Here is a 25161-nt window from a genome sequence, read left to right as displayed (position 1 = left end):
TGGCACCCCTGAGCTGGTGGTGCTCCAGCCACTCATCGAGGCGGGCGGAAAACCCGTGGCCACCATGAGCCTGGCCGTGCCGCTGGACAACTTGTACGCCGCGGCCAATCGCCGCATGTGGACCGAGATGGCGTTCTTGCTGGGTGGCCTGGTGCTGTCCTTTGCCGTGGCGCAGGTGGGGGTGCGACGCGGTGTGATGCGGCCCCTGCGGCGCCTGCTGCACGCCACGGACGAACTGGCCGAGGGGCGCTATGTGTCGCGCGTGCCCGCCACGGGCCTGCAGGAGCTGACCGAGCTGGGCCGCCGCTTTGACCGCATGGCGCTGACCCGCCAGAAAGCCGAGGCCGAACTGCGCCAGAGCGAAGAAAACCTGGCCATCACGCTGCACTCCATCGGCGATGGCGTGATCGCCACCGACGCGCAGGGCCGAATCACCCGCATGAACGCGGTGGCCGAGCGCCTGACGGGCTGGCCCCTGGCGCAGGCCATGGGGCAGCCCTTGCCCGAGGTGTTTCGCATCGTCAACACCGGCACCCGCGAGCCGCAGGTAGACCCGGTGCAGCTGGTGATGGACCGTGGCCAGGTGGTGGCGTTGAGCAACCACACCACCCTGCTGGCCCGGCACGGTGCCGAGTACCACATCGCCGACAGCGCCGCCCCCATTCGCAACGCGCAGGGACAGATCGTGGGCGTGGTACTGGTGTTCAGCGACGTCAGCGAGTCCTACCGGGTGCGTCGCAAGCTGGAGGACAACGAGGCGCGCTTTCGCACCCTCACGGCGCTGTCGTCCGACTGGTACTGGGAGCAGGACGCGCAGTTTCGCCTCACGCATGTCGAGGGTCGGGCCGATGACCGGCTGGTGCAGGAGGCCGCGCTGCACATGGGCAAGACGCGCTGGGAGCTGGCAGCACCGGGCATGAGCGACGCGCTGTGGGAAGAACACCGCGCGCTGCTGGAGCGCCACCAGGAGTTCCGCGACTTCGAGTTCGAGCGCCGCGACCAGCAGGGCTGCTCGTACTGGGTGTCCATCAGCGGCACGCCCGTGTTTGACGACGACGGTGTGTTTTGCGGCTACCGGGGCGTGGGCAAGGACATCTCGGCCCGCAAGCGCGACGAGAACGAGCTGCGCATTGCGGCCATTGCGTTCGAGTCCCAAGAGGGCATGATCGTCACCGACGCGGACACGCTCATCCTGCGCACCAACCGCGCGTTCAGCCGCATCACCGGCTACAGCGCCGATGAGGTGGTGGGCCGCCGCACCAGCCTGCTGGCCTCGGGCCACCACGACAAGGCGTTTTTTGATGCCATGTGGGCCAGCCTGGCCAGCACCGGCGAGTGGAAGGGCGAGCTGTGGAACCGCTGCAAGAGCGGCGAGGTGAACCTGCACTTCATGGCCATCACCGCTGTGACAGACCAGCACGGGGTGCTGACGCACTATGTGGCCACGCTCAGCGACATCACCCAGCGCGCGGCGGCGGCGCGCGAGATCGAGCACCTGGCGTTCTACGACCCGCTCACCCATCTGCCCAACCGCCGCCTGATGATGGACCGGCTGCAACAGGCCTTTGCCACCAGCGCGCGCTCAGGGCTGCAAGGGGCACTGCTTTGCCTGGACCTGGACCACTTCAAGAACCTCAACGATACCCTGGGCCACGACATGGGCGATGTGCTGCTGCAGCAGGTGGCCCAGCGGCTGACAGCCTGCGTGCGTGAAGGCGACACCGTGGCAAGGCTGGGCGGTGACGAGTTTCTGGTGCTGCTGGAAGACCTGGGTGCCCTCGCCACCGACGCGGCCGAGCAGGCGCAGACGGTGGGCGAAAAGATTCTGGCCGCGCTCAACCAGCCCTACCAGCTCGCATCGCACCATGTGCACAGCACCACCAGCGTGGGCGCGGTGTTGTTCAGTGGCCAGAGCCAGACGGTGGAAGACGTGGTCAAGCACGCCGACCTGGCCATGTACGCCGCCAAGACGGCAGGGCGCAACGGCATCCGCTTTTTTGACCCCCGCATGCAGGCCGCATTGACCGCCCGCGCTGCGCTGGAGAACGACCTGCGCGCTGCGCTGGACCAAGGCCAGTTCACACTGCACTACCAGGTGCAGGTGGGCTGCGGCACCCACGTGGTGGGGGCCGAGGTGCTGATCCGCTGGAACCACCCGGCGCGCGGCATGGTGCCACCGTTCGAGTTCATCCCGCTGGCCGAAGAGACCGGACTCATCCTGCCCATTGGCCTGTGGGTGCTGCAGACTGCATGTGCGCAGCTGTGTCGCTGGCAGGAGCACCCCGCTACGGCCGACCTGCAACTGGCGGTGAACGTGAGCGCGCGCCAGTTCCGACAGGCCGACTTCGTGGAGCAGGTGGTGGCCGTGCTGCGCCAGACCGGCGCGCGGCCCGACCGCCTGAAGCTGGAGCTGACCGAGAGCCTGGCGCTGGACAACGTGGACGACACCATCGCCAAGATGAACGCGTTGCGAGCGCTGGGCCTGCGCTTTTCGATGGACGACTTTGGCACCGGCCAGTCGTCGCTGTCGTACCTGACACGGCTGCCGCTGGACCAGCTCAAGATCGACCAGAGCTTTGTGCGCAACATCGGCATTCAGCACACCGATGCGCTCATCGTGCAGACCATCATCGGCATGGCCCAGAGCCTGGGCATCGACGTGATTGCCGAGGGGGTCGAGACCGAGGCGCAGCGCGCGTTTCTGGAGCGCCACGGCTGCACGCTGTGGCAGGGCTACCTGTTCAGCCGCCCGGTGCCCATCGAGGCGCTGGAGCACCGGCTGCACAGCGGGCTGGGCTGGCAGGTTTCCACGTAGACGGGGTGCGTCTCTGCAGGGCGCTCAATCGCCTGCGGCCCGGGACTACACCGCCATGTAGCGGCCTGGCCGGTGGTTCATGGCCAGCACCAGGTTGAGTGCCACGGCGCCAGCAATGGACCAGGCCACGCGCAGGGGCTCCACCGTCCACAGGGCCAGCAGCACGATGCAGCAGTCCACAGCCATCTGCACCTTGCCAGCGCGCCAGCCGTAGCGGTCTTGCAGGTACAGCGCCGCAATGCCCACGCCGCCCAGGCTGCAGCGGTGGCGGAACAGCACCAGAAACCCGGTGCCCGTGATCAGCCCGCCCGCAATGGCGGCATACAGCGGCTGCAACTGCGCAAACTGTAGGAACTGCGACTGCAGCTCGGTCAGCAGCGACAAGAGCAGCACCGCGATGAAGGTCTTGACGGTGAAGGCGCGGCCCAGCTTGCGCAGTGCCAGCCAGTAAAACGGCAGGTTGAGCACAAAGAAAATCTTGCCAAAACCGATGCCCGTGGCGTAGTGCAGCAAGAATGCCAACCCCGCCGTGCCGCCCGTGAGCAACCCCGCGCTGGTGAAAAACGCCACCCCCACCGAGATCAGCAACACCCCGGTGAAGATGGCTACGGCATCTTCCGTCAGGCTGTGGGGCACGGCCAGGGGGGCAGGCGCTGCGGAGGCGGCAGGGGAGCGGGATGACATGGGCAAAGTGCAGGGGAGTGAAGGCTGTGCGTGCGGCCCCCAAAGGGCAACCGGGTGCGCACGAGCGGTGAATTGGACCATGCAAGCCCCATGCCGGGCTTGTCGTGCATCAAATTCCTGGTGGCAGGCGGCCAAGCGCAAGTCAGCCGATTGCTCTTGAATTGATAGCTGCCTGCGCATGTAAATCATGCGCTACCGCCATTTTTTGCCAAATGTTGAGCGGCGGCAGGCTGGCCGCCGCCAGCGCCTCGTTGATCAAGCGCGTGATGTGCGGCTGCGGTGCCATGGGCGCCAGCGCACTCACCCGCGCCCGGCCCGTATTGCCTATGGGCAGCCGTGCCAGCAAGTGCCCCAGCGGCACCAACGCCAGCCGCTGCACCTGCCCGCCGGCCTCGCGCAGGTCGCGCAACTGCAGGGCGTAGCGCAGCATGACCCTGTGTGACCGCCAATGCAGGGACAGCGTGCTCTGCCCCAGCACGTGAGCGGCCTCCAGCCAGCGCCAGCGGGTGGCTGGCGGCGCACCCGCGTCGCGGTCAAACGCGGCTAGCAGGTGGTCGAACGCGCGTTGCTGGCGCAAGGGGTCGGCCATGGGGGCTGCAGCGCGGCGTGCGGCCAGCTGGCACCAGCGCCGTTGCCGGTGCCGGTAGAACACCTGGGCAAACGCCCCGCTCAGGGGCGTCATCAGCCAGGGCAGGTGGCGCGCGACCACGTCGATGTCGTCGGTGTAAAGCGTGTGGCCGTCGGGCAGTGGCTGCAGCGTGATGCGGTGGTCCCAGCGCCGCATCAGCGCGCCCTCGCCGTTGTCGCGCAGCGTGGGCCAGCCACCGGCCTGGGCAGATGGCTCGATGGAGATGCGCACGGTTTGCGAACCCATGGGCAACAGCCCCAGCAGCCGCATCTGCAACTGCAGGTCGCCGGGGGACCAGTGAGCGGGCCACGGTGTGCCACAGGTGGGGCGGAACAGCACCAGCGGCGCCGCAATGTGGCGAAACACCGCTGTGCTTTGAAGCTGTGCGGCCACCCATTCAGGGGGTGCATTCAAAGGGGTGGACAGGCGCACGCGCACGGTTCAGCACCCGTGCGTTGCAGGGGCGACTGCCGTGCTGGCCAGCTCCTGCCGCGCGTGGCGGATCACGCTCCAGCCGCCGCTGATGGCCAGGCCTGCCATGACGGCCGCCACCACCAGGTCGGGCCAGGCCGTGCCCGTGCCCAGCACCCCCAGCGCGGCGGCCATCACGGCCAGATTGCCCAGCGCATCGTTGCGCGTGCACAGCCACACGCCGCGCATGTTGGCATCGCCTTCGCGCCAGGCGTAGAGCAGGGCGGCCACGCCCAGGTTGGCCGCCAGCGCCAGCAGACCCACGCCGCCCATGGTGAAGGGCTCCGGCGGGACCCCTTGCCACACCCCCCAGGCCACCCGGCCGATCACGAACACGCCAAACGCCAGCATGCTGGCGCCCTTGACCAGCGCGGCACGGGCCCGCCAGGTCAGCGCCATGGCCAGCACCCACAGCGACAGGCCGTAGTTGGCGGCGTCACCCAGAAAGTCGATGGCGTCGGCCAGCAGCGATGCCGACCCCGACTGGGTGCCCGCGCCCAGCTCCACCAAAAACATGGCGGCGTTGACGATGAGCGCAATCCACAGGATGCGGCGGTAGCGTGGGTCGGCGCTGGCCGGGGCGTCGTGGCTGTGGCCGGTGGTCCCGTGGTCGTGATGGCAATGGGCAGACATGGTTTCTTCTCCTGGCAGTTTTGGAAAGCGATGGCATCATTGGAAACCTTGAAGTCACTTGAAGGTCAAGCCCGTGGACCAAGACGCTGCACAGTTCCGTATCGGCGAGGCTGCCCAGCAGTCCGGCGTGTCGGCCGCCAACATCCGGTACTACGAAAAAGAGGGGCTGCTGCCGCCTGGTGCGCGCGGCGACAACAGCTATCGCCTGTACAGCAGGGCGGACGTGCACCAGCTGCGGTTTATCCGCCTGTGCCGCGCCATGGACATGTCGCTGGACGAGGTCAGGACCTTGCTGGCGCTGGACTGGGACAGCAAGACGGACTGCCATGCCGCCTGCGACACGCTGGATGCACACCTGGTGCATGTGCGCACCCGTCTGGCCGAGCTGCAGGCGCTGGAGGCCGACCTGCAGGCGCTGCGCAGCCGTTGCGATGGCGCGGACGCCACCTGCCACATCATCGAAGCGCTGCATGCGCGGGCTGACGCGCAGCCCGTGGGCGCTGCTGCCCCTCCCAGCCAGGGCAAGCGCCATGTGTGAGCAGTTGTTGTGCGGTGTGGCTGCGTGTGTGCTGTTCGCTATTTAATTGATAGCTGCTTGGGCATATGCTTGTAGCGCTACCGCCCGAAAATGGCCCAAATATCTCCAGAAGCCTGCCATGGGCTGCCCTGGCGCAGGCCCCCGCTATGATCCGCCCATGATCTCGCGCCTTCCCGGCCTCTCCCTGTCCGAACGTGTGTGGAACACGGCGCGGCGCTGGGCGGTGGCCTGGTGGCGCATCCTGTATCTGGGCGCGGTGGTGCTGGTGCTGGTGTTGTCGCCGTCCAGCTACGGCAGGGGCACCCGCCGCGCCCTGGCCCGGCACCTGTATCTGGACACGGCGCCGGTGCTGCTGGGCTTTACGGTGCTGGCGGCGCTCATCAGCCTGGTGCTCACGCGCATCGTGGTGGTCACGGCGCTGAGCTACGGGCTGTCGCGCTATGCGCTGGAGATGGTGATCCGCGTGCTGGTGCTGGAGCTCATCCCGCTCACGGCCGCCTTGTTTGTGGCCATGCGCTGCACCATTCCTAACGGCTCGCAACTGGCGCACCTGCGGCTCACGGGCCGGTTCGAGGCGCTGCGCCGCCAGGGGGCCGACCCGGTGCGCATCGAACTGCTGCCCCGCGTGATTGCAGGGGTGTTTGCCTGCGTCACGCTGGCAGCGCTGAGCTGTGTGGTGGCGCTGGTGTTGGCATACCTGGGGGTGTATGGCTTCAACATGGCCGGGCTGCCCAGCTACACGCGCATGTTTGGCCAAGTGTTTTCGCCCAGCGTGACCATGGTGTTTGTGCTCAAGACCCTGTTCTTCAGCTTGGCCGTGGCGCTGATTCCCATGGCTGCTGGCCTCTATGACAGCGGTGAGCGCACCCAGCCCGATTCGGAACTGGGCGGCCTGGCCCGCATGTTTGCGGTGCTGCTGCTGATCGAAGTGGCCTCGCTCATGGGCAACTACTACTGACGGCCCGCGCCTGTCGCACCCACCCGCATAAACCCACGACATGAACGACCATCCTCCTCCCCCATCGCATGGCTCCGCTGCGCCCCTCGCCGGGGCGGACACGCCCCCGGTGGAGACACTGCGCCCGGTGGCCTATCTGGAACTCAAGGCTGCGGCGCTGCTGCTGTTCACCCTGGCACTCATCGTGGGTTCGGGCCTGTACCTGCTGTATGCGCGGGGTGCTTTTGAGCCCACGCAGACGCTGGTGCTGACGGCCGATGACTCCGAAGGCGTGGTGGTGGGCATGGACATGACCTTCTCGGGCTTTCCCATTGGCCGCGTGCGGCGCATCGAGCTGGCCGAATCGGGCAATGCCCGCATCCTGGTGGACGTGCCCCGCAAGGACGCGCACTGGCTGCGCGAGTCCAGCGTGTTCACGCTGGTGCGCGGTCTGGTGGGGGGCACCAACATCCGGGCGTACTCCGGCATCCTGACCGACCCTGCACTGCCCGATGGCGCGGTGCGGCCGGTGTTGCGCGGGGATGCCACGGCGGAGATCCCGCAGCTCATGGCCACCGCGCGCGAGCTGCTGACCAACCTGAACGCCCTGACGTCGCCCGACGCCGCGCTGGGCAACACCCTGACCAACGTCAAGGCCCTCACGGAGCGCCTGAACGGGCCGGGCGGCGCCCTGGGCGTGCTGATGGGCAACGAAGCCGATGCGAAGAAAATTGTGGCCACGCTGGAGCGCACCAACGCGCTGCTGGCGCGCCTGGACGGCATGGCCGCCCGCGCCGACAAACAGGTGTTTGGCAGCGCGGGCAACAAGGACGCGCTGGTGCCTGAGGTGCGCGCCACCGTGGCCCAGCTCAATGGTTTGTTGTCCGACACCCGCACCAGCCTCAAGAAGGTGGATGCTGTGCTGGTGGAGGCCCAGGCCATTGGCGCCAATGCCCGCGAAGCTACCACCGATCTGGGCGCGCTGCGCGCCGAGGTGGAAAGCAACCTGCGCAAGGTAGAAAGCCTGGTCAACGAGATCAACCGCAAATGGCCCTTTGCACGTGATACGGAGCTGAAGCTGCCATGAACCCATCTGCTCCCTATCGTTCGCGGGTCATGTTCCGCCTTTTGGCTATCGGCTGTGCCGTTGTGTTGGCTGCGTGCTCCAGCCATCCTCCGGTGCCCGACTGGCAGATGAATGCCCAGGGCGCGTCCCAGAAGGCCATCGATGCCTACCTGTCTGGCAATGCGCGCGTGGAAAAGCTCGAATGGGACCGCGCCCGCGCCGAAGTCGCCCGCACGGGCCGCCCCGATCTGCTGGCGCGCCTGGAACTGATGCGCTGTGCGGCCCAGGTGGCGAGTCTGGTCACCGAGCCGTGTGAACGCTTTGAGGCATTGCGGACCGATGCCGCAGCGCCCGAACAGGCCTATGCCGACTATCTGGCGGGCCGCGTACAAGCCGGACAGGTGGCTCTATTGCCAACGGCGCAGCGTGCGGTCGCCACGGCAGGCAACGCTGCCGCCTTGGCAGGCATTGCCGACCCACTTTCGCGGCTGGTGGCGGCGGGCGTGCTGTTGCAGGCGGGGCGTGCCAGCCCTGCCGTGATCGCCATGGCCACCGATACCGCGTCGGCGCAAGGCTGGCGCAGGCCGCTGATGGCTTGGTTGCTGCTACAGGTGCAAAGGGCAGAGGCTGCTGGGGACACTGCGGCAGCCGATGCGTTGCGCCGTCGCGTGGGGGTGGTGGAGCAGTCGGGGTTTACGTCTCGATAGCGTTGGCCGCCACGCTAGGGAGGAGGCAGGTAACGAGCGGTGGCGGGGGCAAAAAGCTGCCCCAGTTGCTTCAGCAACCGCTGCTCAAGCCATTGACCAGGCCGCCAGAAGCTGCATTGCCGCTGCTGGTGGCGTCGTCAGCGCAGGCGAGCCTGCAACTGGGTCTCGATGTCGTCTCGCTCCATGGCGAACTGCTGGGGGCTGATTTCGTTGGACTCCAGCTTGCGGGCCACAGACAGCAGCAGCACGGTGTTTTCGAGACGTGTGTCTTGTTGCAGCGAGGGGGGCAGGGCGGTCAGGCGGTCAAAGCTTTGCTTGTACAGCTCGCTCCAGCTCATGGCCCCTGCTTGGGCCTGGGCCTTGGCACCGTCGTACCAGCGCGAGAACTCGTCCAGGGCGTTGTCGCGGGGGCTGGAACAGCCCACCACGGTGGCCAGCAACACCATCGAGCCCCAGAATTTTGGGAAGCGAATCAAGGAAAAACGGTTTGCAGAGATGCGAAAACGTGTGGTCACGATCGTCCTCCATTCCAGAATGCCACCGAAAACACCCGGTGTGCAGCGTCGAATGGTACTCCGATGCTATGCTTTTTGCTACTGTGTTGCTGTTTGGACGCACACGCGCAGCAGCTCAGCACCAGCCGCGTCGGCAGTTGTCACGGATCAGTGGTCCAGAAAGCTGGTGGACAAAATCTGGTCGAGCCCGGTAAGCCCGTGCGACATCGAATCCACAGACTGCACGGCCACGTCCGGCATCAGCAAAGACACCGCTGCCAGCACTGCCAGCACCACGGTTCCGATGAACGCTATCAACGCGCGCGCTCCCGGCGGTAAAGAATGGCGTTTCATGGTGAAGTCCTTTTCAGCAAAAAGGGTGAGGGGCCGCAATGACCTCCCAGCGCAACCTCAATGGCTGCTGGCTAGGATTTCAGCAAAGTGCCGCAGTTCCGCGTGTAAGACAAGTGCGATACCAAGGGCCTATGGGTAACTGTTACGGCCTGTTGCCTTTACAAACCTCCCAGAAACATTCCGCTCCTTGCACGCGGTGGGGGCGTTTCAGGGCCTGCAGTTCGAGGCGGATGGAGCGCCAAGCTGACGAGCTGCAGAGGGCTCCTGTGGAGCCTTCAAGCGGTCATCGCGGCAGGGAATGGCTCAGGGCGCGGGCGCCTGAATCCATGCGGTGATCTGGGCAATGGCTTCCTGCTCCATGCCAATGAAGCCGTGCCAGTGCTGTCCTGCGCACTCGTCTCCCACAGGGTGAGAGCCGCCATCCACCACCATCAGTTTTTTGACGGGCGCCCGTGTCAGCCCTCTCAGAATGGCGGGCGTGTCGCTGGCCTGGCAATGTTTGCAGCCGTCCCTGGCATGGTGGTAAACCAGCACCGGGATATGTATGGCCTGCAGGTCTTGAGTGGGCACTGCACCCGGTGTGCTCCTGCGCACCACGCTGGAGGTCAGTACCAGCCCCGCAATCGCCGGGTCTTTGACATGAACGGCCATCGCTGTCGCAGACACTGTCCCGCGGCTGGTGCCCACAACCCATACGGGCAAGTCGCTCAGGCGCTTCAAAAAATCGAGTACCTTGGCGACATCGATCATGTGTGCCTTGCCCGTGCGCTCATTCCAGCCCAGCTCCATGTCGCTGGGCCGCCCGAAGATCGCCACGTTGTAGCCGCGCGCAATGAAATGCGGGGCAGAGCGGACCAGAAAGTTGCCGCCTGTGGGGCTGCCGTCCTCTACCTTTCCGAATCCACCAGCGCCGCCCGGAAAAAGAAGCACAGTGGCCTTGGCATTCGGAGCAGACTCCCAGAACAGGGAGTTGGTCACTCCGTCGCGGGTGGGCACCTTGAACAGCGTCCCTTGAGCCCACGCTGGCGCCATCACAGCCGCGAGGCTCCACAAGATGCCAACGAACTTCCAACGCATCAGCATTCGCAGATCTCCGGGGATTTCACCCATGATGCGCCGAGCGGGGCGCCCAGTCGGCGATGTTCAGCCCAAAGCGCCGTGGCACTGTGTGCATCAAGCCACCTGCCCTGCGAAGGCTGCAAAAAGCTGGTCGCGCTCTTCGTCTGACTGCGGGCGCATGACCGGCTTGCCGCGAAATCTGCCATTGCTCGGGCGGGCGCTTCGAATGTGAGTGTCACAACGAAGCAGGAAGGCGAAGAGGCTAAAGCGGTCGGGAAGTTCTTCGGCGACAACTATGCAGACATACAAAAGTCTGGCTTCACTGCGCAGAACACAGTCAATCGCTACAACCGTCTTTCGCAACTGCTGGACGGGGTGGATAACGAGCGTAGAGCTACCGGACGGACGAATTCTCCAGAATGTTCCCTTGGACATAACGCAGGCGGAGCTGCTAGCCAAACTCAAGGCAAACGGTATCGACATTTCTCGCTTGGCTGGTACGTCTGGGCCCAGCTGGGAACCGCTTTGGCGCACTCATTGGAATATGGGTGAGCCCTACAGCACCGAGGTATCCGGCTACACCCAACGCATTGCCGATGGCTTCAGTTTGACGCGGCAAAGCCAAGAGACTGCCGCTAGCCAACTTTGGCAGGCGAGACTTCGCCATTGGAAAGAGTCGTTTCAAGTGCTCGTTGTCGGTTTGCTGCTCGGCTGGGCTCTCACCGCTCTCATAGGCTGGATTGCCCGTGGCTTTCTGGGCATACCACGCGGCAAAGACCATCGCCCTGCATAGAGCGACCTTCGAAAGGTATTCGACATGATGAGAAAGGCTGCGCTTCTTCTTGCGGCGATGTGCTCGTTGACCGCCTGCGGCTTGGGGGGGAATTACGCGAGCGAGGTCGGTTGGCGTGAGGGTGGCAAGGCGCGTTGGAACATCTCCGGGGACTTCTCGTCCCTCGATGCATGTCGCACCGCCGCTATCTCCGAATACAACAGCATCAATGCTCGAAACCCCGGACAGGCTTTTTCGTGGGCCTGTTTGAAGAAAAATTCAGACGGCAGCTACGAAAGCCGACACCGCTAGGAGTTCAGAAGCCAAACCCGGTGAAATCCCAGCGGGTTGGAGGGTCTTTTACCGGGAGGCCGCAGCGCTGATGTGCACTGGCCGTGCAGGCTGGCAACTTCTGTGGCGCAAAGCTAAGAATCTTCAGATGGATTCGACAGCCTCCGCCGAGTTCTCCTATGGGAGAGGCCAGATTACAGGCCTACACCCATCGTCTAGCCCATCAATCGATTCCCCCGCGCTGCTGGGTGTTTAGGGTGGGGATTTTTTTAGATGACCCGTGCCAACCGGCGACCTGATGCTTTTTAGGGCTGCAGCGTGGATGTTGGCTTCACACCGCTTCAAGAGTTCGCACCTAAACTGAGGGGTTTATTGATGGGTGTGAAAGCAAAACGGGCCCAGAGGGCCCGTATTTACTGTATCAATGGCGGAGAGGGCGGGATTCGAACCCGCGGTGGGGATTAGCCCACACACGCTTTCCAGGCGTGCGACTTAAACCGCTCATCCACCTCTCCGAAGCCCTCGATTATAGCCACAGGATTGGGGGCGTTCTGGCCACAGGTCGGTATCGCCTGAAAATTTCCATCGGCCGACGCGCTGTCAGCCCGCCTTTTGGGATGTCTGCACCATCTTCATCGCCGACCCTATCAGCGCCGACACCTCGGTCATATTGCTGGGCACGATGAGGGTGGTAGTGGAGTCCGACGCCACCTGGCTGTAGGCGTCCACGGCCTTTTCAGCCACCTTGAGCTGCACGGCCTGTTCGCCGCCGGGCTGGCGGATGGCGGCGGCCACGCGTTCGATGGCCTGGGCATTGGCTTCGGCCACGGCCTTGATGGATTCGGCCTCGCCCTGGGCCTTGTTGATCACGGCCTGCTTTTCGCCTTCAGAGCGGGCGATGAAGGCCTCGCGCTCGCCGGTGGCGATGTTGATCTGTTCCTGGCGGCGGCCCTCGGAGGCAGCGATCAGTGCGCGCTTTTCCCGCTCTGCAGTGATCTGGGCCTGCATGGCGTGAAGGATTTCCTTTGGCGGGGTGAGGTCCTTGATTTCATAGCGCAGTACCTTCACTCCCCAGTTCAGTGCGGCTTCGTCGATGGCCTGCACCACCTGCGCATTGATGATGTCGCGCTCTTCAAAGGTCTTGTCGAGTTCGAGCTTGCCGATGACCGAGCGCAGCGAGGTCTGCGCCAGTTGGGTCACGGCCATGATGTAGTTGCTCGACCCATAGCTGGCGCGCATGGGGTCGGTGACCTGAAAGTACAGGATGCCGTCTACTTGCAGCTGGGTGTTGTCGCGGGTGATGCAGACCTGGCTGGGTACATCGAGCGGGATTTCCTTGAGGCTGTGCTTGTAGGCGACCTTGTCCACAAAGGGGATCAGAAAGTTCAGCCCCGGGGTCAGCGTGCCTGCATATTTGCCCAGGCGCTCCTTGACCCAGGCATTTTGCTGGGGCACGACCTTGACCGAGCGGGCGATGAAGATCACGGCAATGATCAGGATGACGATGGCAATTTCCATGGGAAGCCTTTCTTTGGTGATCGACAGGGAGTCTGTGTTGGTTACAGCGGGTCCACCAGCAGGCGGTTGCCCACCAGCTCTGCCACGCGGTGCATGCCGGTAGAGGGGGTGACACCAGGGCGGTGGATGGCCGTCCATTGGGCGCCCCGATACTTCACAGTGGTGGTGCCGTCCGGGTTCCAGCTTTCAATGTGGATGGTTTCGCCCACATCCATGTTCACGCTGCGGTCCGCACGCGCAGACGGGTCGCCAGGGCGCTTTTTTCTCATCAGGTAGCAGGTCACTACCGCGCCGCCGCCCACGATGGCTGCTGACACTATTTGCAGCGCGGATGCCAGTCCCAGGTGGGCCGCCAGGGCGGCAGCCATCAGCCCCAGGGCCACCATCAGCAAGTAGAAAGTGCCGGTGAGCAGTTCTGCCACGACCACGGCCCCTGCCGCCAGCCACCAGATGGTGGATGCCTCCATGGTGAACCTCCTTGTGTGGTTGTATTTAGTGCACCACATTCTGGGTCAAAAGGATGGCAGTTCAAAGGCGCGTCAACGTTATTCCTTACACTTCGCGCCTATTTCGATTTTTGGCCGGGCAGGCCACGGCTCCTTGGAGGCTGCGCATGAAGTTTCGCTTTCCCATCATCATCATCGATGAAGACTATCGTTCCGAGAACACCTCGGGGCTTGGCATTCGTGCGCTCGCGCAGGCCATTGAGGCCGAGGGCTTCGAAGTGGTGGGGGTCACCAGTTATGGTGATCTCTCGCAGTTTGCGCAGCAGCAAAGCCGCGCCAGTGCGTTCATCTTGTCCATCGACGATGAAGAATTCTCCGAGGGCGAGGGGCTCGATCCCATCGTGCTGAGCCTGCGCAACTTCATTGGCGAGGTGCGCCGCAAGAACACCGAAGTGCCCATTTATGTGCACGGCGAGACCAAGACCAGCCGCCACCTGCCCAACGACATCCTGCGCGAGCTGCATGGCTTCATCCACATGTTCGAGGACACCCCCGAATTTGTGGCGCGCCACATCATCCGCGAGGCCAAGAGCTATCTGGAGAGCGTGCAGCCCCCATTCTTCAAGGCCCTGCTGGACTATGCCGAAGACGGCTCGTACAGCTGGCATTGCCCCGGCCACTCCGGCGGCGTGGCGTTCCTGAAGAGCCCTGTGGGCCAGATGTACCACCAGTTTTATGGTGAGAACATGCTGCGCGCCGACGTGTGCAACGCGGTGGAAGAACTGGGCCAGCTGCTGGACCACAACGGTGCCATCGGCGAGAGCGAACGCAACGCCGCGCGCATCTTCAACGCCGACCACTGCTTCTTTGTGACCAACGGCACATCCACATCGAACAAGATGGTGTGGCACCACACCGTGGCCCCTGGCGATGTGGTGGTGGTGGACCGCAACTGCCACAAGTCCATCCTGCACAGCATCATCATGACGGGCGCCATCCCCGTGTTCATGAAGCCCACGCGCAACCACTTTGGCATCATCGGCCCCATCCCGCAAAGCGAGTTTGAGCCCAAGGCCATCGAGGCCAAGATCAAGGCCAACCCGCTGCTCAAGGGCGTGGATGCCAAGAAGGTCAAGCCCCGCGTGCTCACACTCACGCAGTCCACTTACGACGGCGTGCTTTACAACACCGAGACCATCAAGGGCATGCTCGATGGCTATGTGGACAACCTGCACTTTGACGAGGCCTGGCTGCCGCACGCGGCGTTCCACCCGTTCTATGGCAGCTACCACGCCATGGGCAAAAAGCGCACACGCCCCAAGCACTCGGTGACGTACGCCACACAGTCCATCCACAAGCTGCTGGCCGGTATCAGCCAGGCATCGCATGTGCTGGTGCAGGACTCGCAGACCACCAAGCTCGACCGCCACCTGTTCAATGAGGCGTACCTGATGCACACCAGCACCAGCCCTCAGTACAGCATCATCGCCAGCTGCGATGTGGCCGCCGCGATGATGGAGCCGCCCGGTGGCACGGCGTTGGTGGAGGAGAGCATTCTGGAGGCACTGGACTTTCGCCGTGCCATGCGCCAGGTGGAGGAAGAGTTCGGCAAGAACGACTGGTGGTTCAAGGTCTGGGGCCCTGAAAAGCTCACCGACGAGGGCATCGGCCGTGCGGAAGACTGGATCATCCGCAGCGACAGCAAGAGCAAGAAGGGCAGCAAGTGGCACGGCTTCGGCCAGCTGGCCGACGGCTTCAACATGCTGGACCCGATCAAGTCCACCATCGTCACGCCGGGCCTGAGCCTGGACGGCAAGTTCGACAAGACCGGCATCCCCGCGTCGATCGTGACCAAGTACCTCGCCGAGCACGGCGTGGTGGTGGAGAAGACGGGCCTGTACAGCTTCTTCATCATGTTCACCATTGGCATCACCAAGGGTCGCTGGAACACGCTGCTCACCGCGCTGCAACAGTTCAAGGACGATTACGAGAAGAACCAGCCCATGTGGCGCATCCTTCCCGAGTTCTGCCAGCAGCACAAGCGCTACGAGCGCATGGGCCTCAAGGACCTGTGCCAGCACGTGCACGAGATGTACGCCAAGTACGACATCGCACGCCTGACCACCGAGATGTACCTGTCGGACCTCACGCCCGCCATGAAACCCTCGGACGCGTATGCGCACATCGCGCATCGCACCACCGAGCGCGTGGAGATCGACCATCTGGAAGGCCGCATCACCGTGGGCTTGGTCACGCCGTACCCACCGGGCATTCCGCTGCTGATCCCGGGCGAGGTCTTCAACAAGAAGATCGTGGACTACCTCAAGTTCGCCCGCGAATTCGCCAAGCTGTGCCCGGGCTTTGAGACCGATATCCATGGCTTGGTGGAAGTGGAAGACGAGAACGGCCAGGTGCGCTACTACGCCGACTGTGTGGCAGAGCAAGGTAAGCCCGGCAAGAACCCCAAGCCGCTGGCGACTGCCAAGAACCTGGTGCAAGTGGGCGACGACGGACCCTACGGACGCAACGTGTAAACATTGTCTTTGCGCTGGTGTTTGGGTGCACCAGCTCTCCAGAAATCGCTCCCCGGCATGGCTGGCGGAGCGATTTTTTTGTGCATTTGAATCCGCTGTTGTGGTGCTTCCGTATTGACTGTCAGCCGCGTGGTTTTCATGCGGTGACGACTGTCTTCACACACCTCTCAGGAGATTCTCATGACCCTTCGATTCAACGCCCGCCTTGCCACCATCGCCCTCACTGCTGCCATGGCCGCTGCCGCAATGCCTGCCATGGCGCAGGTCATGGTGGGCGGTGCGCCCATGCTGGCCAGCAAGGACATCATCGACAATGCCGTGAACTCCAAGGACCACACCACTTTGGTGGCTGCGGTCAAGGCTGCAGGCCTCGTAGAGACGCTCAAGGGCCCCGGTCCGTTCACCGTGTTTGCGCCCACCAATGCGGCATTTGCCGCCCTGCCAGCAGGCACGGTCGACACGCTGCTCAAGCCTGAGAGCAAGCCCACCCTGACCAAGGTGCTCACCTACCACGTGGTGGCGGGCAAGTACGACGCCGCTGTGTTGTCCAAGATGATTGCAGACGGCAAAGGCATGGCCAGCCTCAAGACGGTGGCGGGCGGCACGCTCACCGCCAAGGCCAGCGGCAATGCCGTCATGGTGACGGACGAAAAGGGCGGTACGGCCACGGTGACGATTGCCGACGTGTACCAGTCCAACGGCGTGATCCACGTGGTGGACAAGGTCCTGTTGCCTAACTGATTGCGCAACTGACGGGAGGGGCTGCCCGCCCGCTGTGCATGGCCACCGCATCGCAGGGCCGGGATCGGCCAGGGGTTGCTGTGGCCCTGTCAGCGGACCGGCGGCATGTCCTCTCGCACCCGCACGAAACTCGCGAAGCGCGGCACTCCGCTGTCGTGGGTGCCCCGAAAGCGGTAGGTCACCCAGCTGCCCACGGGCGGCGGATGGTCGCGCTCGGCGTCGGTCAACCCTGCGCCCAGCCGGAACCGCTGGCCCGAAGGCATCTCCACCACCAGTGCACCCAGCCGCCCGGCGTGGCGGCCTTGGCCGGGCAGATGTGCCACCACGCGAGCTTCGGTGTCTTCGTGGGTCTTGACCTTGATGAGATCGTCGCTGCGTCCTGCGCGGTACATCGATGCGCCACGGTGCAGCATCAGTCCTTCGCCACCCGCACGCACGGTGCGCAGCAGCAACTTCTGGAGTGCGGCGTCACTCGCCACACGCTGTTGTGGCACCGCCTGCACCCACGCCTGGTCCAGCGCCTCGACAAGCTTGTTCAGTGCAGGAAGGCGCTGGTCAAACGTGCCGCCATGGGCGGGCAGGTCAAACACCATGAAGCGCATCTCGCGCCAGGCGGCGTCGTCCGGCTGCTGCTGGCGCACGGTGGACTGGGCGTGGCTGAATCGTCCGCGCCCCGCCCACAACTCACCGTCCATGGGCGTATCGGGCCAGCCAGCGATGAACCACGCCGGGGCGACCACTGTCTCGCCACCCCGCGTGCGCAGGGTGTGGCCGTCCCAATAGCCGCGCACGCCATCGTATTTTTCGCTCACCCAGTAGTCCGCCAGGCGCATGCCGGGGCGGTACACGTTGGCCAGCAACAGGGCGGGTGCGTCGGCGGCCCAGGCCTGGGGCGTGGTCAGTACAGCCAGGGGCGCGAGGCCCATCCAGGCCAGGTAGTGTCTGCGGAGCATGTTGTGGCGTGTGCTATCAAAAAAATAGCTACCAGCGCATGATTTGCTTGCGCTAGAAGCCAATTGAGAGCTTGAGAGCTCGGCGTGTGGCCTGAGCGGGGATTACACCTGGTCGGCGCTCAGGCCCGCAGTCTGGCTGAAGCCGCCGTCCACGTAGGTGATCTCGGCGGTCATGCCCGAGGCCAGGTCGGACAGCAGGAAGGCCGCCACGTTGCCCACGTCTTCAATCGTGACATTGCGGCGCAGGGGCGAGGCATCCGCCACGCGGCTGAGCAGCTTGCCAAAGTCCTTGATACCGCTGGCAGCCAGGGTCTTGATGGGTCCCGCGCTGATGCCGTTGGCGCGGATACTGCGGCCGTCTTCGGTGCGGCCCACAGCCTCGGCCAGATAGCGCACGCTGGCTTCCAGGCTGGCCTTGGCCAGGCCCATGGTGTTGTAGTTGGGGATGGAGCGCAGCGCGCCCAGGTAGCTCAGTGTCAGCAGCGACGACTTGTCGTTCAGGTAGGGCAGGGCCGCCTTGGCCATGGCCGGGAAGCTGTAGGCGCTGATATCGTGCGCAATGCGGAAGCCTTCACGGCTCAGGCCATCCAGGAAGTTCCCGGCAATCGCCTCGCGCGGGGCAAAGCCGATGCTGTGCACAAAGCCGTCGAACTTGGGCCAGGTCTGCGACAAGTCGGCAAACATCCGCGCGATCTGCTCGTCGCTGGCCACGTCACAGTCAAACACCAGCTGGGAGTTGAACTCGGCCGCAAAGTCGGTGATGCGGTCCTTGAAGCGCTCGCCCACGTAGCTGAAAGCCAGCTCGGCACCTTGCTCGTGGCAGGCCTTGGCAATGCCGTAGGCAATGGAGCGGTTGGACAGCACGCCCGTGATGAGCAGCTTCTTGCCGGTCAGAAAACCCATGTGAAATCTCCTTGTGGAATAGCGGAATGCAGGCTTGGCGCCCGGTGCATGTGGATATGCGGCTTTGGCTGCAAGCCCCTGCGAACGTAGTGCAGAATTGTCGCATGCGGTTTTGGCTGGCTTTGTTGCTGATGGGGTGTGCTGTTCCAGCGTGGGCAGCGCATGCGTATGCCTTGTGGGGCGAGCCGCGCTATCCGGCGGGTTTTGCGCATTTCGACTACGTCAACCCTGACGCCCCCAAGGGCGGCGAGTTGCGGCTGGTCAGCAACCTGCGCGTCTCCACCTTCGACAAGTACAACCCGTTCACCATCAAGGGCAACGCACCCGCCTACCTGTCGTCGCTGATGTTCGACTCGCTGCTGGTGGGCTCTATGGACGAGACCGCGACCGGCTATGGCCTGCTGGCCGGGGACGTAGAGGTCGCCCCCGATGGGCTGTCCGCCACCTTCCGGCTGCGGCCCGAGGCGCGCTTTCACAACGGCAAGCCGGTGCTGGCCCAGGACGTGAAGCACAGCTACGAAACGCTGGTGGGCCCCTTCACCTCACCTGCGTACAAGACCTTGCTGATCGAGGTGGCGGGCGTGGATGTGATCAACGACCGCACCGTGCGCTACCGCTTCAAGCAACCCAATCGCGAGCTTCCCATCACCGTGGGGGGCTTGCCGGTGTTCAGCCGCGACTGGGGCGTGGAAAGCGGCAAGGCCAAGCCCTTTGACCAGGTGGTGATGGACATCCCCATCGGCAGTGGCCCCTACAAAATAGGGCCCGTGCGGTTTGGCAAGGACATTACCTATGTGCGCGATCCGCAGTACTGGGCGCGCGATCTCAATGTGCGCAAGGGCACGGCCAACTTCGACCGCATCCTCGTCAAGATTTACAAGGACAACACCGCGCGGCTGGAAGCCTTGAAGGCGGGCGAGTTTGACCTCATGCGGTTCTTCAGCGCGGGCGATTGGGCCCGCCGCGTCACGGGCAAGAAGTTCGACACCGGCGAGCTGGTCAAGGGCGAGTTCAAGCACAAGCTGCCGTCGGGCTTTCAGAGCTACGTGCTCAACACCCGCCGCCCGCTGCTGCAGGATGCGCGCGTGCGCGAGGCCCTGGGTCTGGCGATGGACTATGAGTGGATGAACCGCCAGATGTTCTATGGCGCCTACCAGCGCGTGAACGGCCTGTTTGGCAACACCGCGTGCGAAACCAAAGGCAGCCCGTCACCCGAGGAGCTCGCGCTCATGGAACCGTTTCGCAAAGATATTCCCGCCGCTGCTTTTGGTCCTATGACCGTGCCTCCGCGCACCGACGGCGATTCGTCGCTGCGTGCCAACCTGCGCCGCGCGCAGGCCCTGCTCAAACAGGCGGGCTGGGAGGTGCGCGATGGCGCCCTGCGCAACGCGAAGGGCGAGGCCATGGTGCTGGAATACATGGACAGCAACGAAGGTGGTGTGCGCACCATCACCCCCTGGATGCGCAATCTCGAAAAGATCGGTGTCACGTTGCGCTTCCGCTCCGTGGACTTTGCGCTGTACCAGCAGCGGCTGCAGAAGTTTGACTTCGACATCACTTCGATGGCCTTCCAGGGCACCCACAACCCGGGGCAGGAGTTTGCCGACATGTTCGGCAGCCAGGCGGCCGATGTGGAAGACTCCGGCAATTTTGCGGGCGTGAAGAACCCTGCGGTGGACGCCCTGATCAAGGCCATGACCTCGGCCAAAACTGAGGCCCAGCTGCTGCCCGCCTGCCACGCGCTGGAGCGCATCATTGCGCACAGCCATTACCTCATTCCGCAGTGGACGGCGGCCACACATCGCATGGCCTACAACGCTTGGCGCCTGGCCAAGCCCGCCGCAGTGCCGCCGTACTCCAGTGGCGAGGGGTGGGTGATTGACACCTGGTGGGCGCGCATACCGCCACAGACCGCGCCCGACCAAAAATAACCACCCGCCAGCCCACCCATGTTTGCCTACATCCTCAAACGTGTCTTGCTCATGCTGCCCACGCTGCTGGGCGTGCTCTTGCTGACCTTTGTGGTGATCCAGTTTGTGCCAGGCGGCCCCGTGGAGCAGTACATGGCCGAAGCCAAGGCCGGTGTGGGCGGCGGCGGTGCCGAAGGCGGCGGCCTGAGCTACCGGGGCGCGCAAGGCGTGGACCCCAAGCGGCTGGAGCAGATCAAGGCCCTGTACGGCTTTGACAAGCCTGCACATGAACGTTTTTTTCAGATGCTGGGCCAGTTCGCGCGCTTTGATCTGGGCAAGAGCTTCTTTCAGAACAAGGACGTGTGGCAACTGGTGGTCGAGAAGCTCCCGGTCTCTATCAGCCTCGGCCTGTGGACCTTCTTCATCAGCTACCTCGTCGCCGTGCCCCTGGGCGTGGCCAAGGCGGTGCGGGCCGGGTCGCGGTTTGACCTGGTGACTACGCTGCTTATCCTGCTGGGCTATGCGATTCCGGGCTTTGTGCTGGGTGTGGCGTTGCTGGTCATCTTTGGCGGGCAGCTGCAGTGGTTCCCGCTGCGGGGACTCACGTCGGCCAACTGGGACGAGCTGTCCTGGGGGGCGCGCATCGTGGACTATCTGTGGCACATCACGCTGCCGGTGATCGCCATGGTGCTGGGCAGCTTTGCCGTAACGGCGATGCTGACCAAAAACGCGTTCCTCGAGGAGATCCGCAAGCAGTATGTGCTAACCGCCCGCGCCAAGGGCCTGAGCGAGCGGCAGGTGCTGTGGAAGCATGTGTTCCGCAACGCGCTCATCCCCATCATCACCGGGTTCCCCGCTGCCTTCATCGGTGCGTTCTTTGCGGGGTCATTGCTCATCGAAACCCTTTTCTCGCTCGACGGCCTGGGCCTGCTCAGCTACGAGAGCGTGATCCGCCGCGACTACCCCGTGGTGCTGGGCACGTTGTACCTGTTCACGCTGATCGGGCTGGTCACCAAGCTCATCAGCGACCTTTGTTATGTGTGGGTGGACCCGCGCGTGAAGTTTGACTAGCCCGAACGGACCCATGGCCCTGATGAGTTCTGCTCCCGCATCACCTTCGCTCTCGCCCTCCCGCCGCGCCTGGCTGCGCTTCAAGCGCAATCGCCTGGGGTATTGGAGCCTGCTGATCTTCTGCGCCCTGGTGCTGGTGAGCCTGTGCGCCGAGCTGGTCAGCAACGACAAGCCTCTCGTTGTGCGATACGAGGGACAGACCTACTTCCCCATGCTCAAGGACTACCCCGAAAAGACCTTCGGCGGAGACTTCGAGACACCGACCGACTACCTGGACCCCTTCATCAAGGAGCGCCTCTCCGCAGGCAGCAACTGGGCGCTGTACACCTTGAACCCCTACGGCCCCAACACGCTCAATTACTTTGCCAAGTCGCCCAACCCCTCGGCGCCTACGGCCGACAACTGGCTGGGCACGGACGACCGGGGGCGCGACCTGCTAGCGCAGCTGCTGTACGGATTCCGTGTGAGCGTGCTGTTTGGTCTGGCGCTCACCATCACGGGCGTGCTGCTGGGTATGCTCACCGGTGCCATTCAGGGGTTCTTCGGCGGCAAGACTGACCTGGCGTTCCAGCGCTTCATCGAAATCTGGGGCTCCATGCCCGAGCTGTATCTGCTCATCATCTTCAGCGCGGTGTTTGCGCCCAGCATTGCCCTGCTGCTCATTTTGCTGAGCCTGTTTGGCTGGATGGGGCTGTCGGACTATGTGCGGGCCGAGTTCCTGCGCAACCGCCAGCTTGACTATGTGAAGGCGGCGCGCGCCCTAGGCGTGAGCAACAGCCAGATCATCTGGCGCCACATCCTGCCCAACAGCCTCACGCCCGTGGTCACGTTTTTACCGTTCCGCATGAGCGGCGCGATTCTGGCGCTGACTTCGCTCGATTTTCTGGGCCTGGGGGTACCGCCGGGAACGCCCTCGCTGGGCGAGCTGCTGAGCCAGGGCAAGAACAGCATTGATGCGTGGTGGATCTCGCTGTCCACCTTCGGCGTGCTGGTGGTCACTCTGTTGCTGCTGACCTTCATGGGGGATGCGCTGCGCGATGCGCTGGACCCCAGAAAGGCGGATCTGTGACCATGACGGCATCGGCCATGAAACCCGCGCTGCTCGAAGTCCACGACCTGCATGTGCGTTTTGGCGCCAAAGAGGTGGTGCGCGGCGTCAACTTCTCGTTGGCCGCGGGCGAAAAGCTGGCGCTGGTGGGCGAGTCAGGCTCGGGCAAGACCATCACCGCGCTGAGCCTGCTGCGGTTGGCGGGCAATGCTGCCATCACCGGCCAGGCCCTGCTGCAAGGGCGTGGCGACTTGCTGGCGATGACCGAGCGCGAGATGCGTGGTGTGCGTGGTGGCGACATCGCCATGGTGTTCCAGGAGCCCATGACCGCGCTCAACCCGCTGATGACGATAGGCCAGCAGATCGCCGAAATCCTCCTGCTCAAGAAGGGACTCACCGGCGCCCAGTGCGCGCAAGCCGCCATCGAGCTGCTGGCGCAGACTGGCATCCCCGAGCCCGCGCGCCGCGCCAACAGCTTTCCACACCAGCTCTCGGGCGGCCAGCGCCAGCGCGCCATGATCGCCATGGCCCTGGCCAGCAGCCCCAAGTTGCTACTGGCCGACGAGCCCACCACTGCGCTCGACGTGACCTTGCGCGGCCAGATCCTGGACCTGCTGAGCGACCTGCAACGCCAGACCGGCATGGCAGTGCTGCTGATTACGCACGACCTTAACCTGGTGCGCCGCTTTGCCGATCGCGTGGCTGTGATGGAGCAGGGTGTGCTGGTAGAGCAAGGCCCGGTGGCCGACGTGTTCGGCGCGCCCCAGCATGCCTACACCCGCCGTTTGATCGCCAGCCAGCCGCGCCGTGATGTGGTCGAGGCAGACCCGCCTGCAGGCACTGCGCCGGTGGTGCTGACGCAGGACCTGCGCGTGGTCTACCCCACGCCACTGCCGGGCATCCAGGGCTGGTTCAAGAAAGGCGAGTTTGTGGCCGTGCAGGGCGCCACGCTGCAACTGCTGCCGGGGCAGACGCTGGGGGTGGTGGGCGAATCCGGCTCGGGCAAGTCCACGCTGGCGCAGGCTATCCTGGGACTGCTGCCATACGCGGGGGAGTTGCAGGTGGGAGGGCAGGCGTGGCAACAGCCCGCCACGCGCAACACACCCGCCAACCAGCAGCTGCGCCGCCGGGTGCAGGTGGTGTTTCAAGACCCGTTCTCATCGCTGTCACCGCGCCTTACTGTCGAAGAGATCGTGGGCGAGGGCCTGAAGGTGCACGAGCCCACACTGACCGTGGCCCAGCGCCGCGTGCGCGTCGAGGCCGCGCTGGACGAGGTGGGCCTGGCCGAGACCCAGTACCCGCGCCTTCTTGAGCGCTACCCCCATGAATTTTCGGGCGGCCAGCGCCAGCGCCTGGCCATTGCGCGTGCCCTCATCGTGCAGCCGCAGGTGCTGGTGCTGGACGAGCCCACCAGCGCCCTCGATGTGACCATCCAGCAGCAGGTGCTGGGCCTGCTGCAGCGCCTGCAAAAAGAAAAGGGCCTGAGCTACCTGCTCATCACCCACGACGTGGATGTGATCCGCGCCATGGCGCACGATGTGGTGGTGATGAAGGACGGCGCAGTGCTAGAAAGTGGCAGCGTGGCCGATGTGCTGGATGCCCCTCAGCACCCGTACACCCAGCGTCTGGTAGCTGCCGCCACAGTGCCTGGTGGGTGAGTTTCAGGCCAAATCTGCCGCAGGCGCTAGTGCAACATGCGCTGGCTGCTATCAATTTTGATTGTCTGGTGCCGTCGGCGCCGAGCTGTTCACTGGGCGCCGCAAGCCTTCAGGCCCCGCTGCGCTGTCATCAGGTCCTGACCGCCACCCGGCGCGCATGTTTCTCTGCACCGGGCTGCGCCCAGACGATCTTGCTCACATCCACTCCCAGGGCCTTCGCGCGCTCCATCAGGTGTTCGCGCACATGCCAGGGCAGGGTGGGGGTGCGTGACAGTACCCACAGGTAGTCGGTGCTGGAGCCCACCACCATCGCCCACTGGTAGTTTTCGTCCAGCGCCACAACGTTGTAGCCGCCATAGAACGGTCCGAAGAACGACACCTTGAGTGCGGCCCGGTCGGGGCTGCCCACAAACTCCGCCCGGCCTTCGGCCTCTCTCCACTGCTTGCGCACCGGGTCGTACCCTCGGTTCACCACCTTGATGGTGTTGTCCGCATTGCGGCTATACGTGGCGCTGGCCTGGGTCAGTCCCCGCTCAAACGAGTTTTCAATGCGCGCCAGCTCGTGCCAGTGCCCTGCATACCGGTCCACGTCAAAGCCCGTGACGGGTTGCACGCCATCTGGCGTGCGTGGCGTTGAGCACGCCGACAGCACCAGCACGCCCATCAACGCAGCCGCGCCCACGATGAGCGGCCAGGGGGAGCGGCGGGGCGCGGTGCGGATGACTTGCATGGCGGGTTCTCCTGTGTGTGGGTTCTGGTGTTGGGGCCAGCGCGCTGGCTGTGCCCTTCTCCTCGTAACCGACTGTAGGGACCGTGGAATGCGCCCGGTGTAGGAAGGCGCTGGCGCCCGGTGTCGGCGGTGTGGCGGGTCTGGTGTCCCTGGCCGGTCGTTGTTGCCGTAGCGTGGGCATTGAGCAGCCCGCGTGCCGC

Annotated in this window: 22 protein-coding genes and 1 tRNA gene; 11 read left to right on the top strand and 12 right to left on the bottom strand. The window is 64.3% G+C overall.

The features are described from left to right. Window positions 1-2815 (top strand): EAL domain-containing protein (locus tag ISS20_RS06555; RefSeq protein WP_291434904.1); only part of this gene is annotated, 2815 nt, incomplete at its 5' end. A gap of 45 nt (window positions 2816-2860) precedes the next feature. On the opposite strand, the gene ISS20_RS06550 is transcribed toward ISS20_RS06555, so the two are convergent. From ISS20_RS06550 to ISS20_RS06540, 3 genes are all read right to left on the bottom strand, one after another. Beyond that, window positions 2861-3499: a YitT family protein gene (locus tag ISS20_RS06550; protein ID WP_291434902.1), complete on the bottom strand. Its 639-nt coding sequence runs from the start codon at window positions 3497-3499 to the stop codon at window positions 2861-2863. A gap of 142 nt (window positions 3500-3641) precedes the next feature. After that, entirely contained in the window at window positions 3642-4559 is a 918-nt protein-coding gene (locus tag ISS20_RS06545) for a DUF3703 domain-containing protein (RefSeq protein ID WP_291434900.1), read from the bottom strand. A 9-nt stretch (window positions 4560-4568) separates the two neighbouring features. Continuing rightward, window positions 4569-5231, bottom strand: coding sequence for a cation diffusion facilitator family transporter (locus ISS20_RS06540; RefSeq protein ID WP_291434898.1), 663 nt, complete (start codon window positions 5229-5231; stop codon window positions 4569-4571). A 73-nt stretch (window positions 5232-5304) separates the two neighbouring features. On the opposite strand from ISS20_RS06540, the gene ISS20_RS06535 reads away from it, so the two are divergent. From ISS20_RS06535 to ISS20_RS06520, 4 genes are all read left to right on the top strand, one after another. Beyond that, window positions 5305-5769 (top strand): Cd(II)/Pb(II)-responsive transcriptional regulator, encoded by a 465-nt coding sequence (locus ISS20_RS06535; RefSeq protein ID WP_291434896.1) that lies wholly within the window; start codon window positions 5305-5307, stop codon window positions 5767-5769. Window positions 5770-5926: 157 nt separating this feature from the next. Further along, the gene (locus ISS20_RS06530) at window positions 5927-6727 is read left to right on the top strand and encodes an ABC transporter permease (RefSeq protein WP_291434894.1); all 801 of its coding nucleotides are present in this window, start codon (window positions 5927-5929) and stop codon (window positions 6725-6727) included. 40 nt (window positions 6728-6767) lie between these two features. Continuing rightward, window positions 6768-7793: an MlaD family protein gene (locus tag ISS20_RS06525; protein WP_291434892.1), complete on the top strand. Its 1026-nt coding sequence runs from the start codon at window positions 6768-6770 to the stop codon at window positions 7791-7793. Continuing rightward, entirely contained in the window at window positions 7790-8479 is a 690-nt protein-coding gene (locus ISS20_RS06520) for a hypothetical protein (protein ID WP_366827746.1), read from the top strand. The genes ISS20_RS06525 and ISS20_RS06520 overlap by 4 nt, the downstream gene beginning before the upstream one ends. A gap of 137 nt (window positions 8480-8616) precedes the next feature. Here ISS20_RS06520 and ISS20_RS06515 read toward each other — a convergent pair whose 3' ends face one another. The 6 genes from ISS20_RS06515 to ISS20_RS06490 all read right to left on the bottom strand — a co-directional run bounded on the left by ISS20_RS06515 (window position 8617) and on the right by ISS20_RS06490 (window position 13434). Then, entirely contained in the window at window positions 8617-8994 is a 378-nt protein-coding gene (locus ISS20_RS06515) for a hypothetical protein (protein WP_291434890.1), read from the bottom strand. A gap of 147 nt (window positions 8995-9141) precedes the next feature. Continuing rightward, window positions 9142-9327, bottom strand: a complete 186-nt coding sequence (locus ISS20_RS06510; protein WP_056064060.1) for a hypothetical protein — start codon at window positions 9325-9327, stop codon at window positions 9142-9144. 303 nt (window positions 9328-9630) lie between these two features. After that, the gene (locus tag ISS20_RS06505; protein WP_291434887.1) at window positions 9631-10410 is read right to left on the bottom strand and encodes an alpha/beta hydrolase; all 780 of its coding nucleotides are present in this window, start codon (window positions 10408-10410) and stop codon (window positions 9631-9633) included. A 1464-nt stretch (window positions 10411-11874) separates the two neighbouring features. Beyond that, a tRNA-Ser gene (locus tag ISS20_RS06500) sits at window positions 11875-11964 on the bottom strand. A gap of 85 nt (window positions 11965-12049) precedes the next feature. Beyond that, window positions 12050-12967 carry a stomatin-like protein gene (locus ISS20_RS06495; protein ID WP_291434885.1) on the bottom strand — a complete coding sequence of 306 codons (918 nt, stop codon included), beginning with the start codon at window positions 12965-12967 and terminating at the stop codon, window positions 12050-12052. A 41-nt stretch (window positions 12968-13008) separates the two neighbouring features. Next, window positions 13009-13434: an NfeD family protein gene (locus tag ISS20_RS06490; protein ID WP_291434883.1), complete on the bottom strand. Its 426-nt coding sequence runs from the start codon at window positions 13432-13434 to the stop codon at window positions 13009-13011. A 146-nt stretch (window positions 13435-13580) separates the two neighbouring features. Between ISS20_RS06490 and ISS20_RS06485 the strand changes: the two genes are divergently transcribed. Then, window positions 13581-15947, top strand: coding sequence for an arginine/lysine/ornithine decarboxylase (locus tag ISS20_RS06485; protein ID WP_291434882.1), 2367 nt, complete (start codon window positions 13581-13583; stop codon window positions 15945-15947). Between the two features lie 180 nt (window positions 15948-16127). After that, window positions 16128-16688 carry a fasciclin domain-containing protein gene (locus ISS20_RS06480; protein ID WP_291434880.1) on the top strand — a complete coding sequence of 187 codons (561 nt, stop codon included), beginning with the start codon at window positions 16128-16130 and terminating at the stop codon, window positions 16686-16688. 89 nt (window positions 16689-16777) lie between these two features. Here ISS20_RS06480 and ISS20_RS06475 read toward each other — a convergent pair whose 3' ends face one another. Together ISS20_RS06475 and fabI are read right to left on the bottom strand one after the other, a co-directional pair. Then, a complete protein-coding gene (locus ISS20_RS06475; protein ID WP_291434878.1) occupies window positions 16778-17641 on the bottom strand; it encodes a DNA ligase in 864 nt (287 codons plus the stop codon). 102 nt (window positions 17642-17743) lie between these two features. Beyond that, the gene (gene fabI / locus ISS20_RS06470) at window positions 17744-18544 is read right to left on the bottom strand and encodes an enoyl-ACP reductase FabI (protein ID WP_056064037.1); all 801 of its coding nucleotides are present in this window, start codon (window positions 18542-18544) and stop codon (window positions 17744-17746) included. 104 nt (window positions 18545-18648) lie between these two features. Between fabI and ISS20_RS06465 the strand changes: the two genes are divergently transcribed. From ISS20_RS06465 to ISS20_RS06450, 4 genes are read left to right on the top strand one after another with little or no spacing between them, the layout of a single operon-like run. Continuing rightward, on the top strand, window positions 18649-20475 hold the full coding sequence (locus ISS20_RS06465) for an extracellular solute-binding protein (RefSeq protein WP_291434875.1): 1827 nt from the start codon (window positions 18649-18651) through the stop codon (window positions 20473-20475). Window positions 20476-20493: 18 nt separating this feature from the next. After that, on the top strand, window positions 20494-21525 hold the full coding sequence (locus tag ISS20_RS06460) for an ABC transporter permease subunit (RefSeq protein WP_291434873.1): 1032 nt from the start codon (window positions 20494-20496) through the stop codon (window positions 21523-21525). A 22-nt stretch (window positions 21526-21547) separates the two neighbouring features. Then, a complete protein-coding gene (locus ISS20_RS06455; protein WP_291434871.1) occupies window positions 21548-22594 on the top strand; it encodes an ABC transporter permease in 1047 nt (348 codons plus the stop codon). Window positions 22595-22596: 2 nt separating this feature from the next. Further along, window positions 22597-24231, top strand: coding sequence for an ABC transporter ATP-binding protein (locus ISS20_RS06450; RefSeq protein ID WP_291434869.1), 1635 nt, complete (start codon window positions 22597-22599; stop codon window positions 24229-24231). Between the two features lie 130 nt (window positions 24232-24361). On the opposite strand, the gene ISS20_RS06445 is transcribed toward ISS20_RS06450, so the two are convergent. Then, window positions 24362-24961 (bottom strand): lipocalin family protein, encoded by a 600-nt coding sequence (locus ISS20_RS06445; RefSeq protein WP_291434867.1) that lies wholly within the window; start codon window positions 24959-24961, stop codon window positions 24362-24364. Window positions 24962-25161 lie beyond the last annotated feature (200 nt).

Source organism: Acidovorax sp., from assembly GCF_016783915.1.
In the GTDB taxonomy this organism is placed as follows: Bacteria; Pseudomonadota; Gammaproteobacteria; order Burkholderiales; family Burkholderiaceae_C; genus Acidovorax.
Note: the sequence above shows the minus strand (reverse complement) of the source record. Positions and strands in the feature narration are given on the sequence as shown.